Source organism: Brevinematales bacterium (assembly GCA_026415355.1).
Lineage (GTDB): Bacteria > Spirochaetota > Brevinematia > DTOW01 > DTOW01 > SKYB106.
In genome coordinates, this window is record JAOAHF010000009.1 from 36,476 (window position 1) to 50,496 (window position 14,021).

The window sequence follows — 14,021 nt, forward strand, 5'->3', positions numbered from 1 at the left end:
GACATATATAAGTTAAAAGTTGTTGCTGTTGATGATGCTGAAAATCGATCTGAGAGACTTGAAAAAACATAATAATAAGCCCTTATCCTAGAAACATAATAGTTGGTTGTCGATAAACAAATTGTTACATCTCCTACCGATAAGGTTACTATTTCATCTTTTAGGGAGATTATAGATAATCTTTTGTCTTACAGGATAGTTATTATCTCTGATAAAACTGGGCGAATAATAAGAGAGTTTAAGGAAATTGCTAATGTTAAGTTAACAAAAGATGGTAAAATTGCCAGAGGTAAGCCTCTTGAGTTTAGGAATATAGTATGTAACTTGAAAGATAACAGTGATGAATTAGTAGAGAAAGGAACATACATAATTCAAGAAGAATTTGAATTTGTTGATAATGTTTTAAGAAAGTCATTCTCTACTGAAATAAGAATGGAATATTAATCATCAATGAATATCAGTATCTTTACGCATCTATTACTGTATTTGTACATAATAGATGAGGATATGTTATGACACATTCTTACACCTAATCCTCTATATCTTTTATCGTGGTTACTGAAGTAAATTCTGGGATTTTTGATTTTTTGTATTAGGACTTCGAAATTTTTTGTATTAAATATGAGTAAAATTGATACTCTATTGGATCTTTTTCTTATACTTAGCTTTATATTTTTTGCGCTTGAGTGGTGATTTATGTTCTCAAAAATTTCAGTTAGTACTATTGTTACTCTTCTTCTAGTTTTAGGTTTTAGCTTTATGTGATTTATTATATCGCTTATGCTATAGATTGATTCTGGCTTGTTAGGTATAGAAACATAGTATTTCATTTTATTTCTGATAATGAGGAGATTATGTTAAACATACTTTTGAATCCTGTGGAATTTATTGCTTCTAATACTATTGGTGAAGGAGATAGAATGTATACTTTGAAATTTTTCTCTTCAGCTTTTTCAATAGCATACATTATAGTTCCAAGCCCTGCTGAAGATAAATTGTCAACCTCGCTTAAATCTATACAAACACTTTTCTTTTCGATACTTTCGTATAACTGTTTTTGAAAATCATCGTAAGTGTAGGAGTTAATACTACCTTTGACCTTTATTACGTAATAGTTACCCTTATCAGATATGTCCATAATTAGTTTCTTTTCCATAAAATACCTCCTTATATATTTTTTTATGGCATTCTAAAAATAAGTAAACTAATGTCATCTTTTATTTGTCTATTTGAGAACTCATACCAAGTATCAAATATCTTCGTAAGTATTTCGCTAGAGTATTTTTCACTGTTTTGTTTTATTATTTTTTCAACAGCAGATAGATCAAATTGAGTGCCATCTATTGATGTAGCTTCTGTGAAGCCGTCTGTTGCTACTGCTATGATGTCACCTTTTTCAAGTGATACTTTTTTTACTTCAATTAGTTTTGATATGTCCTTAACAAAACCTAGCACTTTGCCTTCTCCTTGTATTTGTGCTACAGTACGGTTTTTTGAAGAGTAATACCAGATCACTGGTATTCCATTGTTTATAAAGAACATACTCTTTTGAGAAATATCGACTATCATGAAAACTCCACTAAAGAAAGTACCTTTAGGTAAGTTTTCTTTTATTATCTTATTGAGTTCCGAGACAAGACTTTTGAAATTTATTTTTCTCCTTATAAGTGTTTGGATGGATGATTTTATAACAACCATTGACATACTTGCTGTTAGTCCTTTACCTGATATATCTCCTACTACTATTAAGTATTTGTCTTTTGAAAGTGCTATTATATCAACAAAATCTCCACCTAAACCACTACTCGACTTTGTTAGAAATTCCAAGTCTAGGATATTTCTATTGGGTTTGTTTATGTTTGAAACAAGGTTTTCTATTATGAATTTACTCATTTCTATTTCTCTTTTTACTGTTGTTGTTGTCTTTTGTTTTCTTTGATTTTTTAGGATATATCCGATGGTGAATAAATTTATATAGATTTCATTAAGGGTTTGATAGTCATAGTTATCATAAGGTGTACCGTTTTCTTTTTCACCGAGTGATATTACCATTATAATATGTTCTCCATCTTTTGCTAGTATTATTACCTCTGCATTTAGATCTTTAAAAAAGTTCAGAATTAAATCTTCGTGTTGTTTTAGGAATGGATCAGAAATTACCTCTGATAGGAAAAAGATATTCTTATTCTTATAAGATGATAAAATATCAAATGCTTTATCACCTTTTTCGAGGTTCTTTAGAATATTGTTTTCAGAAAATATGTTTTCTAGTATTCCTACTTCGTTTTCGATAAAGATATTTATTTTAGATGATGATATATTCTCTTTGAGTGATTTGACTAAATGATTTACTATTTCGTGTTCTGACTTGTTTAGTTCCAAAGATGAAAGATCTTTTCTCAGTGTTTCTAAATAGTGTGATTTAAACTTTAGGATCTTCCTGATAAGTGTATCAATATATCTACTTACAAGTAGGATACTAGAAAATAAAATTAGTTCTATTATAGGAGTCATGTTTGAGGATATAATGTTTTGCTTTGATAATGTGTTGAAAAGTGTACCACCTATTGTTCCAACTATTACTGTGAGCGTGATTATAGCTGCGGTATTATAGATTCCTGAAGATATGTTGAAGAGTTTAGTTCTTGTTATAGCGTAAATGAGAGTACCGGCTAAAACAAAACTCGTTAATGGGGATAGATAGTAGAATTTGAATGTCTTAAATACCAATGGTATTATCATGGCAATTAGTACTGCTATTAGTAGTGATAAGGAAGTGCCGATAACTATCATGATCATTTGTAGTTTGTGTATTCTTTCTTTCATTTTGAAAGCTCTGATAATACCTATTATTGATGATGCCATCAATAATGAAGAAGCTAATACCGAAGAAAGAGAATAGTACTTTCCTTCAATTCTAAATAGAACTCCTTCTTTTAGTGTTGCTCCTATGAATATCAAGTTTGTGAAGAATGTAAAGTATATTGCTATTATAGCTACTATTACCAGTAGTATATCAATTATTGGGAGATTGCGTTCTTTTGGAAAAGTTAAAATTAATCTAAAGATTGCTAGATTGTCTAAGACCATAAAGGTAAACGTCACTCGAAGTGATATGTTAGTTATATCAAATAACTCGAGTTTGGCCGTATCCCAGGATACTGATACAAATAGAGTTATGAATGAAGAAAAGAGTACAATTAACAAAATTAGCCTTGTGTTGATGAATTTTAATATAGCTGGTGTTTTGATAATAAGGTACCATATCATTATTTGGAGAATTATGAAAGTTGTGTAACCTACTAATGATTCGCTCATACCTCTACTCCTTTTTTAATATAACGTATGTTATATCGTCAGATTGTTTTGTACCGGAGATAAATTCTTCAACATCTTTAGCAATTCTGTTTACTATTTCACCTGATTTTAGTTCTTTTGAGTTTAGTAAGATTTCTTTTAATCTATCTGTATCTTGGTATTCGACATCTTTCTTGTCTCTAGCTTCTGTCAGACCATCAGATGTTATTAGTAATAAATCTCCTTTCTTTAGCTCAATTTTAGTAGTTTCAAACTCTGGTAGCTCTATTATACCTACTATAGGTGCATTTGATGGGAAGGTTGTAATTTGATTTTCTCTTACAAGTATTGCTTTTGGCATGGCACAGTTTATAAATTCAAATGTATTATTGTGAATATCATACTTTCCAAGAAATATTGTTGTGTATTTACCTTCGAAGTTCAGTACCTTTATGACCTTATCTACTTCGTATAGTATATCCTTTAAAGAGTTTTCTTTATTTATTTTTATTGTGTTTATTATCACTGCCATAAGTAATGATGCATTAAGCCCTTTACCTGCTACATCACCTATGACAAATAAATACTCTTTTCCTTCTTTGGTAGGTAGTATGTAATAATAGTCACCACTTACGTTTACAAGAGGTTTGAAAAAAACGCTTACATCTAGTCCATCTATTTGTGGTAGTTTGTCGGGTAAGAAGAATTTTTGAATTTGAGATAATAATTCCCATTCATGTGTTAGAGCCGATACTTCGAACATTTTTTCGACTATGTCTCTTCTTTTTGTGAAGTCTCTTAATCTATTGTATATTTCTGTTATTAGGGTTTTGTTTATGAGTGAAATGTATTTTGAAATAATGTAGATAGTAGTTTGATTGTTTGTTATGGAAACTGCTATTTCGTATCGAGGTGCGTTTTCTTTTATCTCGTTATATGTTATAATTTTTATACCCTCTGTTTTGTCTATCGAAGTTATTGATTTTAGTATTTTTTCATCTTCTAGAAACCTAGAATGAGTTTTGTAGACTATTCTGCCTTTGTCTTCTAAGATAACGGAAAACCCAGCTTCTGCTTCAAGATATGTCTTTATATTTTCAACTAGTGTATCATTCGATATTGTTAGCTCTAGGTATGTAAGGAATCTTGAAACAGGTTCATTCCACTTATTGTTTACTATTGTATTTAGAAGAGTATTGAAAATTAAAGATGATATGTAGTTGGAGATAAAGTACAAGGTTGTAATTGATAAACCGTTTACAATAATAAATTGAAGAGTATTTAGTTGTGTAGTGTAGTTTAGTATTATGTAGAAAATTAAGAACGTTACTATTATTGATAGCCCTAATGAGAAATATTTTAGAGTCTTGAAACCATCCATTGTAATACGTTTTGATTGTATAAGTTTTTGCTTAAAATTTCAACAAAAGATCTGAAGTTTTTAGTAAAGTTTAGTAGGAATTGATGAGGATAAGTTTTTATTGCTTTGTAAAGTAGAGACAGAAGATTACAAGCAGGAAAGATATAAATTACTCTGTCAAAGAAACTTTTACTTGATCTTTCACATAAGGTTATAAGAGAGGTAAAAGAAGTAGTTCTTTCAATCATTACTATGACCAAACTCTATTATTGATCTCTTACTGAAGATTCAGGTAGAATGATATTCAGGATGTTATTTATAATTTCCGAATATGGGTTTGATTGAAAGATCTAAGGAGGTAGTGGATAGAGTTAACAAGAACATCGAGATATTGAAGATAGATAGAAAGATTGAGAGGATAGAAGAGATATCATCATTACTCTCTGATGCTTATTCTAAAAATGATATTCAGACAGCTTCGAATCTTTTGATAGAGCAGACAAATTTAAAACGAGAGGTTGATAAGTGGATTAACTTAAGGAAGGAAGCTGAGGATATACTTAATATCTCTAAGGAAGCTGATAATATGAATGATGAGTCACTTTTGAAGGAAATAGAGAAAAGTATTCTGTTGATTGAGAGAAAACTTGATGAATATGAAGTTGAGAAGTTTTTTGATAAAGACATTGATAATAGTAATTGCTTTTTAAACATACATCCTGGTGCCGGAGGAGTTGAGTCTTGTGATTGGGCTTCAATGCTTTATAGGATGTATGTGAGGTTTTTAACAAGAAAGGGATTTAGTTTTGAGGTTGTTGATTTTTTGCCAGATGATGTGGCGGGAATAAAAGATGTTACTATATACGTCAAGGGAGAATATGCTTTTGGTTATCTTAAATCAGAAACAGGGATACACAGACTTGTTAGAATATCACCGTTTGATGCTTCGAAAAGGAGACATACTTCTTTTGCTTCTGTTCATGTGATACCAGAGTTAAAGGATGATACTAAAATTGTAATAGATCCTTCAGAGTTGAAAATAGAAACATTTAGAGCAAGTGGTAAAGGTGGTCAACATGTTAACAAAACAGAATCTGCAGTAAGAATAACCCATATTCCTACAGGTATAGTTGTTTCAATACAAAGTGAAAGATCTCAGTTACAAAACAAAGAAATTGCTCTTAAGATACTAAAGTCAAAGCTTTATGAGTTGAGAGAAAAAGAGATAAAGGAAAGGCAAGAAGAAGTATCTGGTGAAAAAAAGAATATATCATGGGGTAATCAAATAAGAAGTTATATACTTCATCCGTATAATTCTGTAAAGGATCATAGGACTGGAGTTGAAACATCAAATACATCAGCAGTTTTGGATGGAGAAATAGATGAGTTTATAAGCTCCTACATAAAGTGGTCTTACTTAAATAAGGTAAAATAAATATGAACACTTTGTATTTTTTTGATCTTTTTGGAACTTTTGTTTTTTCTGCAACGGGTGCTATAAGGGGTATTGAAAAAAAACTGGATTTGTTTGGCATTTTTGTTGTTAGTTTTCTTACAGCAGTTGGGGGTGGTACAATAAGGGATATAATTATAAACAAAATCCCCTTCTATTTCTATGACCTTAACTATACTGTGTTTATACTGCTTGGAATGGTTTCCGTAATAGTTTTTAGAAATGTTGTTGAGAGGTATAGAAGTATATTGGTTTATCTTGATGCTATTGGTTTGGGGGTATTTAGTGTAATAGGTGCAGAAAAAGGTATGACTTCTAATCTTCCAGAGGTAGGCGTTATTATAGTTGGTTTGATAACAGGTATAGGTGGTGGAATACTTAGAGATGTTTTAGTGAAGGAAATACCGTTTGTGTTGGAAAAAGAGATATATGCAACAGCAAGTATACTAGGACTTGTATTGTTTGTATTACTTGTAAAATTTTCTACTATACCTTTCATATTTATTGTTTGGATTAGTATAGGGGTTATTGTTGGAGTAAGAATAATGTCTTATTTGCTTAATATTAACCTTCCAAAGGTTTAGGTTGCTTTTGAAAGATTCCTTTATGATGCTTATAAGTGTGTTGATAAGGTACAAAGGTAGTTTTTCTAGTTAAGTTGAATTATTTGTGGAATTAAACTTTTTTCTAACCAAAATATATTGTCTGTTAAGTTTTAGAATTAATTAAATCTGAAATGTCAATTTGAATATTTGCTCAGATTTAGGGTTTAATTTTATTCCAAACGTTTAGGATGATGTGAATTTATTTTTTGGATTTTGGGTATAGATCTCAGTTTTACTTTTTGTTTTTCTTTATTTAAAATAATATATCCTAGGAGGACTTATGGAAGATAAGGTAATATACATCTACGATACGACAATGAGAGATGGTAGGCAAGGAGAGAGTGTTGATTTTTCTGTTATGGATATGCTTACTCTTACGAAGGTATTGGATGATTTTGGTGTTGATTATATAGAGGGAGGATGGCCTGCGTCTAATCCGAAAGATAGAACATTTTTTGAAGAGGTTAGAAAGCTTGAACTGAAAAATGCTAAAATATGTGCTTTTGGGAGTACAAGACATGCTAAGAATTCTGTTAAAGAAGATACTAATGTAAGAGAGCTCATAAATTCGCAGACTCCAGTTGTAACTATATTTGGAAAATCTTGGGATTTACATGTTTATAAAGTTTTTAACATAAGTCTTGAGCAAAACTTAGAAATGATATACGACACTATAGCGTATTTAAAAGATAGTGGTAAAGAAGTTATATACGATGCGGAACATTTCTTTGATGGTTTTAAGGATAACCCTGATTATGCCCTTAAGACTTTGATGATGGCTGAAAAAGCAGGAGCTGATAATATATCTCTGGCTGATACCAATGGAGGTACTTTGCCTTCAGAGATTAGAGAGATTATTAAATCTGTTAGAGAGGTTATAAAGACACCTTTAGGCATACACGCGCATAATGATAGTGAGTTAGGAGTTGCGAATTCTCTGCAGGCCGTTGAAAGTGGAGTAGTATTGGTGCAAGGTACTATAAATGGATTTGGAGAGAGATGTGGTAATGCTAATCTTATCTCAATAATACCATCTTTGATACTCAAGATGGGTAAGAAATTGAATAAAGTCGATAAAGAGAAATTGAAGAAGTTAAGAGATATATCAATGTTTGTTTATGATCTAGTTAATCTACCGCCAAACGAAAGACAACCTTTTGTGGGAGCTAGTGCTTTTGCCCATAAGGGTGGGGTTCATGTAAATGCTGTTCAAAAGGATCCTAGGACCTATGAGCATATTGATCCAGAGTTAGTTGGTAATGTAAGAAGAATACTTATATCAGAGCAGGCAGGTAGAAGTAATGTATTAACAAAAATAAAAAATATAGAAGATCTAAAACACATAGCGGACGATGATGGAATGTTAAAATTAGTTTTGGAGAAGGTTAAAAACCTTGAAAGTCAGGGGTATAGTTTTGAAAGTTCAGAGGCATCTTTTGAATTGCTCGTTAGAGATACAATAGGTAGCAGAGTTGAATTTTTTGAATGTGTTAGTTTTACTGTTAACGTTTTGAAGAATGGCGATAACTTTATAAATGATGCACTTGTCAAAATAAGGGTTAAAGATAATCTTGAAATAACAGCAGATGAAGGGGATGGACCTGTCAATGCTCTTGATAGAGCATTAAGAAAGGGTCTTGTAAAATTCTATCCAAATATCAACAATCTTATGCTTATAGACTATAAGGTTAGGATAATAAATCCAAAAGAAGGATCTGCTGCTAAAATAAGGGTTTTGACGGAGTTTAAATATGATAACACTACTTTCACTACTATAGGTGTTTCTGAAAATATAATAGATGCTAGTTTCCAAGCAATAACCGATGCTTTTAGATATTTCTTACTAAAACATTCTTCCTGACATGTTCTAGATAGTTGTTCTTTTGAATAATTCATACATAGCAATTCCAGATGCTACAGCGACGTTTAGCGAGTCAATTTTATTGGTTGTTTCTATTCTGCATAGAGCATTACACTTTTTCTTTATGAGTTCTCTTAATCCTTTTCCTTCTGCTCCTAAAACCAAGCCGACTAATCCTTTTGTAACTAGTTCTGAGATTTCTTTTTGTCCGTTTACGTCAAGTCCTATTATGTAGTATCCTTCTTCTTTCAGTAGTTCAATTGTTCTTCCGAGGTTTACAATTTTGACAATATCTAAATGAAATAATGCACCTGATGAAACTTTCGCAACAGTAGGTGTTATGTCAATACTTCTATCTTTTGTTATTACAATTGTGTTAAAACCAAAGAGAATAGCGTTCCTCATTATGCTACCTAGATTGTTAGGATCTGTTATAGAGTCGCATAATACTATATTATTTCTTTTTTTTATAGCTTCTTCAATATCGGTATATTGAAAGTTCCTGAGATCGAAAGCGATTCCTTGATGGGATGAAGTTTTTGCTATGTTTTTTAGGACGTTTTTGTTAACGGATCGTATTTTTATACCTAATCTTGAAGAAATTTCAATAATTCTTTGGATTCTAGGACTCCTTTTAACGTCTTCTACTATTATTTCTTTGATGTTTCTTGAATGTTTTGAATTAAGTGCTTCGATAGTAGAGTTGATACCAAAGAATATCATAGTGTTATTTACCAAAGAAGAATATGAGCATCTCTGGTAATTGTTCTGCCCAGGTTCGTTCATTATGTCCTTTATTTGTAGATATTAGGTAGTACAGGTTTTTACCATCAACCCATTCTTTCTCTTTCAGTTTTTCGTACATTTTTCTAGTTTCGACTAAAAAAATTGCATCTATGTCTGTTGTTCCACAAGATAGAAATATTTTAAAGTTTGGTTTTTCAGGAAGTTCTTTGTCAATTATGTAATCAAACACTTTATATGGTTTTTCTCTAAACTGCTGAGAGTTTGTAGAATAGTGTCCTCCAGATAATGATCCAATAAGGCCAAACTTTGATGGATTGTTAAAAGCTATATGTAAGGATACCCCTGCTCCAAAACTTGCTCCTGCTATTCCTGTGTTTTCCCGTCCTTTTTTAACCCTGAAGTTTTTTTCGACGAAAGGCATAACTTCGTTTACAACAAAATCCATATATGCAAGAGATTTTTTACTGTTTTCTTCAATTAGCTTTATACCATCTTCATTAGTTTGTAATCCATAAAGTGTTGAAAAACCTACATATTCTTTTGGCCTTTCTCCTGAATTTGCTATTCCTACAACTATTACAGGTTCTACTTTGTTACTTCTGATGAGGGTATCTAGTATCGTGTTTACTTTCCAACCTCCGAAAGGTAATACTTCTCCATCCCATAAGTTTTGCCCATCATGCATATAAAGTACTGGATAGAAGGATTTTGAGGTGTCATACCCTGGTGGTAAGTATATCCATAACTTTCTCTTCTCTATTCTTGAGATCTTTGTTTGTGGCTCAATGTCGTAAGTTAAAATGTAGCTACCCGAGTAGCTATTACTTGTGACTTTGCTCATGATCAAATTACCTCTAAATGATACTTTTCTATTCTGGGGATCGTTAAAAAATCTTTTGGAAATATCTGAAAATTTTACCCTAAACGTATAGTCTACGAAATCAGAATTGCCAAAATTTGTTTTGAATACAAACAAATCACTTACACCAACTCTTTCCATGGTATTGGTTACAAGTTTGTTGTCAAGGTATAATATAATTTCAACTTCTTCTGGTGATTTACCTCTTGCCTGAAAATATAGAAATGTTATTTGATTATCCTTTACTATTGGTAATTCTAAAGATAGTATTGTGTTGCTTACTAGGGTGTTGGCCTGTAATTTATCATTTATGTTTCGTATATCGTTTAGTGTTTTCTCTATGTTCTGTGCCCAAGACAGTTGAGTGGATGTTAAGACAAAAAATACAAAAATAACTAATAAGTTTCTCATGGATTAATTGTCTATGTATAACTTTCCGAGAATCAAATTGCAGTTTTTTAAACTCAAGTATTTGGCTTATTAGACGAAAGTATATACATGGGTAGATCAATTCTATCTCTGATAATCTGTCTTTTAGTTTTGAATAGTACTTTTGGTACTAACTATATCATTTTGTCGTTGGATTATAGTGTGTTGGTTGATGGTAAATACAGATATCTTACTTCTGTTAGGTACAATTACGATGAATATCCTAGATATTTAACTTCTGAAGTTTTGACGAAAACTCTCAAGGGAGTTCCTGCAAGGTATCAAATTACATCAACTGTTACTTCAAAGTACTCTTTGGGAAACACTACAAATGTCTTAGAGCAGGAGTTCTCGTTAGAGTTTGGCGATAGAGAAATATTTGGCTTTTTAACAAATAATAATCGTGAAGGATTTCGTTTAGATATGTTTATGAATGCTGACGATACGACTTATGTGATTTCAATTTCAACAAATTATATGAATTTTTTTGATATTCCGCTTTTTATGTTTTTTATCAGTGATAAGGATTTGTCAAAATTGTCTGATTTTTTGGTATTATATAACCTCTCGTTTACAAATATTTCTTTAAAGAAACACATGCAGTTTGATAGTGCTTCAATTTCTAAAAGAAACTTTGTAAAGTTTAAGAAAATATCAGGATTTAATGTTATTGATAGGTTTAGTTTTGATAAAATTACTTTAGGCCTTTTTACCAATATTTTTGTAGAAGGTAGATTAGTAGACGCTAGGATATCAGTTCTATCAAACTGAGTTTGGTTAGTGTTTTGATATATTAGTTTCTAAAAATCTTGAAAATCTATACCCAAACATTTTTAATTTATAATAAACAATCTGGAGGAGTAATATGGATAAGCTTGCTAGAAGGATAAAAAGGGAGAAAGCCATAAAAGAATTTCTTACTGCTTTTGCTTTTCTAACACCTAACTTTTTTGGTTTTTTGCTTATAACTGCGTTTCCTGTAGTTGCGGTATTTTTTCTTGCTTTAGCAAAGTGGGATGGTATAAGTTACCCCTCTAAGGCAAAAGGAGAAATCTATTTTATTACAACTTCGCCTGCTCGAGAGGATATATATATACCTAAAGGTACCATTATAGAGTCAGACGTTGAAGTTACTAAGAAGTTTTCTGCTAGAATTGATCAATCTATACTGCAATCATCTGTTTATAAACTACCTAAATTAGGTGAGACAACCGTATTACCTATGTCTGTTAGAGGTAAAGAGGAGTTTACTTTTAATTTTCCTGCTAATAGTGAATTTTTAGTTGAGTTTATTGTTAAATATACAGATGAGAATGGAGAACCTATAACAACCAATGTTATTGTAAGTTTTGTTAATGAAAGTGAATTTGAAGTATCTGTTGGAGCTTCATTTGAGGTTTACGGTAAGTTTAGTAAAGTTGTGAGTGGTGTCTACAAAGAAGGTCTAGAAGTTGAGGCGTCCAGTATATCTATCAAGGCGAATTATTCAAAGAGTATTACTTTTGTTGGAATAACTGAAGAATCTGTTACTATCCTTAAGGGAGCAACAAACTCTGAGTACCCTGTTAAAATATCTTCTTTGAAGACAGGGGATGAATATAATCTTCAAGAAGGGACTATACTTATTCCCAAGAATGATTTACCTGTAAAGGATGTTAGAGGTTATATTGATACTTCTTTAGTAGGAGGTAAGACTGGTATACAGTTTATAGGACTTGATAATTTTGAGAGGTTATTTACTAGAGATAAGGATTTCTGGAGGTATTTTATAAATACTCTTATATTTATGTTACAGATACCTCTTGGTATGGCATTTGCCATAATTTTGGCACTTGCTCTAAATCAGAAACTCAAGGGTATAACATTCTTTAGAACGCTTTATTTCTTACCCTACATATCGAATCTAGTTGCGGTTGCTATGTTGTGGAGATGGATATATAATGATCAAGGGTTACTTAATGAGTTGTTAAAAAGTATAGGTGTTATAAATCCACCTAGCTGGCTAGGAGATGGTAATTGGGCTAAAGTTGCTATAATAGTAATGGATGTTTGGAAGAATGTTGGTTATACTATGTTAGTATATCTTGCTTCTTTACAGCAGATACCATCGTTCCTATATGAAGCTGCTGATATAGATGGTGCTAATGAGTTGCAGAAGTTTGCCTACATAACCTGGCCTATGCTTGCACCTACTAACTTCTTCATAGTAATAATAGGTGTTATAAATGGTTTTCAAGCTTTTGGTTCTCAATATGTTCTAACAGGTGGTGGTCCTGCCGGTGCTACTAAAACAATAGTCTACTACATCTATAATAATGCATTCCAGTGGTTCCAAATGGGGTATGCTGCTGCGCTTTCTGTATTTCTTTTCTTTGTCATGATGATATTTACTATCATTCAGTGGAGAATGGGTAGAGAATCTACCTCTTCTTCTTGGTAAGAATTTAAAGGAGGTTTTGTATGGCCACTAGAGAGGCTTTTTATGGTCAAAGTTTAGTTGAAGAAAGAAAAAGGAAAGAAAGAATAAGAAACTTTTTTGCGTACATAATTTTGTCAATAGGTGCTTTGACAATGGTTCTTCCTTTTCTATGGACTATATCGACATCATTAAAGGATCCTGAGGATATATATGATAAGAGGTTTATTCCCCAAAGGTTTGGGTATATTTATGTTGACAAAAACAACAATTTTGTGGTAGGTGGGTATAAAGAAGGATATACTGAAGTTAGAGCTTGGTGGGCTAATTTTGTTAAAGCATGGATATCAGTTCCTTTTGATAAGTATTATAGAAATAGTTTACTGGTTGCTACGGTGACTACTTTTGGACAGCTTGTTACTTGTACTTTAGCTGCTTATGCGTTTGCTAGACTTAGATGGTTTGGTAGGGATGCTATATTCTTACTCTACCTAGGTACCCTTATGATACCTTTTACAGTTACAATGATACCTGTTTATATACTGTTTAAGGCATTGGGACTTGTGAATACTCTAACTGCGGTTATATTACCTGCTTTGTTCTCAGCGTTTGGTACATTTTTGCTTAGACAATTTTTTGTATCTATACCTTATGATTTAGAAGAAGCTGCTTTTATTGATGGTGCTAGTAGATTGCAGATACTTTGGCATGTTATCTTACCGTTGTCAAAAGGTGCTTTAGCTACATTAGGTACTTTCACATTTCTGTTCCAATGGAATGATTTCTTATGGCCTCTTGTAGTTTTGAACTCTGAGGAGATAAAAACCATACCTGTCGGATTAACAGCATTCCAGACAGCTTATGGGTCTCAGTGGGAGCTTGTAATGGCTGCATCTCTTATAGCACTCGTACCCGTAATTATAATATACATCTTTAACCAGAGATTCTTTACAGAAAGTATAATGTTGTCAGGATTTGGTGGAAGATAGTTTAT

Annotated in this window: 13 protein-coding genes; 7 read left to right on the forward strand and 6 right to left on the reverse strand. The window is 31.8% G+C overall.

Going from position 1 to position 14,021, the window contains the following annotated elements; genetic code table 11:
• The first annotated feature begins 102 nt into the window (after positions 1-102).
• Positions 103-444, forward strand: a complete 342-nt coding sequence (locus N2712_04595) for a hypothetical protein (protein MCX8029258.1) — start codon at positions 103-105, stop codon at positions 442-444.
• On the opposite strand, the gene N2712_04600 is transcribed toward N2712_04595, so the two are convergent.
• The 4 genes from N2712_04600 to N2712_04615 are packed head-to-tail and all read right to left on the reverse strand — an operon-like array spanning position 441 to position 4,678.
• The gene (locus tag N2712_04600) at positions 441-830 is read right to left on the reverse strand and encodes a hypothetical protein (GenBank protein MCX8029259.1); all 390 of its coding nucleotides are present in this window, start codon (positions 828-830) and stop codon (positions 441-443) included. The two genes, N2712_04595 and N2712_04600, sit on opposite strands and share 4 nt — an antisense overlap.
• Positions 827-1,156 carry an STAS domain-containing protein gene (locus N2712_04605; GenBank protein ID MCX8029260.1) on the reverse strand — a complete coding sequence of 110 codons (330 nt, stop codon included), beginning with the start codon at positions 1,154-1,156 and terminating at the stop codon, positions 827-829. The genes N2712_04600 and N2712_04605 overlap by 4 nt, the downstream gene beginning before the upstream one ends.
• 23 nt (positions 1,157-1,179) lie before the next feature.
• Positions 1,180-3,318 carry a SpoIIE family protein phosphatase gene (locus N2712_04610; protein ID MCX8029261.1) on the reverse strand — a complete coding sequence of 713 codons (2,139 nt, stop codon included), beginning with the start codon at positions 3,316-3,318 and terminating at the stop codon, positions 1,180-1,182.
• Positions 3,319-3,322: 4 nt separating this feature from the next.
• Positions 3,323-4,678 carry a PP2C family protein-serine/threonine phosphatase gene (locus N2712_04615; protein ID MCX8029262.1) on the reverse strand — a complete coding sequence of 452 codons (1,356 nt, stop codon included), beginning with the start codon at positions 4,676-4,678 and terminating at the stop codon, positions 3,323-3,325.
• 310 nt (positions 4,679-4,988) lie between these two features.
• Between N2712_04615 and prfB the strand changes: the two genes are divergently transcribed.
• From prfB to cimA, 3 genes are all read left to right on the forward strand, one after another.
• Positions 4,989-6,092 carry a peptide chain release factor 2 gene (prfB, locus tag N2712_04620; protein MCX8029263.1) on the forward strand — a complete coding sequence of 368 codons (1,104 nt, stop codon included), beginning with the start codon at positions 4,989-4,991 and terminating at the stop codon, positions 6,090-6,092.
• A 2-nt stretch (positions 6,093-6,094) separates the two neighbouring features.
• A complete protein-coding gene (locus tag N2712_04625) occupies positions 6,095-6,694 on the forward strand; it encodes a TRIC cation channel family protein (GenBank protein ID MCX8029264.1) in 600 nt (199 codons plus the stop codon).
• A 301-nt stretch (positions 6,695-6,995) separates the two neighbouring features.
• Complete coding sequence (gene cimA / locus N2712_04630; GenBank protein MCX8029265.1) at positions 6,996-8,576, forward strand: citramalate synthase; 1,581 nt, start codon at positions 6,996-6,998, stop codon at positions 8,574-8,576.
• A gap of 6 nt (positions 8,577-8,582) precedes the next feature.
• Here cimA and rlmB read toward each other — a convergent pair whose 3' ends face one another.
• Both rlmB and N2712_04640 read right to left on the reverse strand, forming a co-directional pair.
• Positions 8,583-9,362: a 23S rRNA (guanosine(2251)-2'-O)-methyltransferase RlmB gene (gene rlmB / locus N2712_04635; protein MCX8029266.1), complete on the reverse strand. Its 780-nt coding sequence runs from the start codon at positions 9,360-9,362 to the stop codon at positions 8,583-8,585.
• Positions 9,304-10,593, reverse strand: coding sequence for an esterase family protein (locus N2712_04640; GenBank protein MCX8029267.1), 1,290 nt, complete (start codon positions 10,591-10,593; stop codon positions 9,304-9,306). Before N2712_04640 ends, rlmB begins: the two co-directional genes overlap by 59 nt.
• An 87-nt stretch (positions 10,594-10,680) precedes the next feature.
• On the opposite strand from N2712_04640, the gene N2712_04645 reads away from it, so the two are divergent.
• The 3 genes from N2712_04645 (at position 10,681) to N2712_04655 (ending at position 14,016) form a co-directional block, all read left to right on the forward strand.
• Positions 10,681-11,382, forward strand: a complete 702-nt coding sequence (locus N2712_04645; GenBank protein ID MCX8029268.1) for a hypothetical protein — start codon at positions 10,681-10,683, stop codon at positions 11,380-11,382.
• A gap of 94 nt (positions 11,383-11,476) precedes the next feature.
• A complete protein-coding gene (locus N2712_04650) occupies positions 11,477-13,051 on the forward strand; it encodes a sugar ABC transporter permease (protein ID MCX8029269.1) in 1,575 nt (524 codons plus the stop codon).
• Between the two features lie 20 nt (positions 13,052-13,071).
• Positions 13,072-14,016, forward strand: a complete 945-nt coding sequence (locus tag N2712_04655) for a carbohydrate ABC transporter permease (protein MCX8029270.1) — start codon at positions 13,072-13,074, stop codon at positions 14,014-14,016.
• Positions 14,017-14,021: the final 5 nt, after the last annotated feature.

Bases quoted from the DNA above. Each gene is read 5' to 3' on its own strand.
- N2712_04655 (MCX8029270.1), top strand. From the start codon at position 13,072: ATGGCCACTAGAGAGGCTTTTTATGGTCAAAGTTTAGTTGAAGAAAGA.
- N2712_04645 (MCX8029268.1), top strand. From the start codon at position 10,681: ATGGGTAGATCAATTCTATCTCTGATAATCTGTCTTTTAGTTTTGAAT.
- N2712_04650 (MCX8029269.1), top strand. From the start codon at position 11,477: ATGGATAAGCTTGCTAGAAGGATAAAAAGGGAGAAAGCCATAAAAGAA.
- N2712_04615 (MCX8029262.1), bottom strand. From the start codon at position 4,678: ATGGATGGTTTCAAGACTCTAAAATATTTCTCATTAGGGCTATCAATA.
- N2712_04625 (MCX8029264.1), top strand. From the start codon at position 6,095: ATGAACACTTTGTATTTTTTTGATCTTTTTGGAACTTTTGTTTTTTCT.
- N2712_04600 (MCX8029259.1), bottom strand. From the start codon at position 830: ATGAAATACTATGTTTCTATACCTAACAAGCCAGAATCAATCTATAGC.
- cimA (MCX8029265.1), top strand. From the start codon at position 6,996: ATGGAAGATAAGGTAATATACATCTACGATACGACAATGAGAGATGGT.
- N2712_04610 (MCX8029261.1), bottom strand. From the start codon at position 3,318: ATGAGCGAATCATTAGTAGGTTACACAACTTTCATAATTCTCCAAATA.
- N2712_04605 (MCX8029260.1), bottom strand. From the start codon at position 1,156: ATGGAAAAGAAACTAATTATGGACATATCTGATAAGGGTAACTATTAC.
- N2712_04640 (MCX8029267.1), bottom strand. From the start codon at position 10,593: ATGAGAAACTTATTAGTTATTTTTGTATTTTTTGTCTTAACATCCACT.
- prfB (MCX8029263.1), top strand. From the start codon at position 4,989: ATGGGTTTGATTGAAAGATCTAAGGAGGTAGTGGATAGAGTTAACAAG.
- rlmB (MCX8029266.1), bottom strand. From the start codon at position 9,362: ATGAACGAACCTGGGCAGAACAATTACCAGAGATGCTCATATTCTTCT.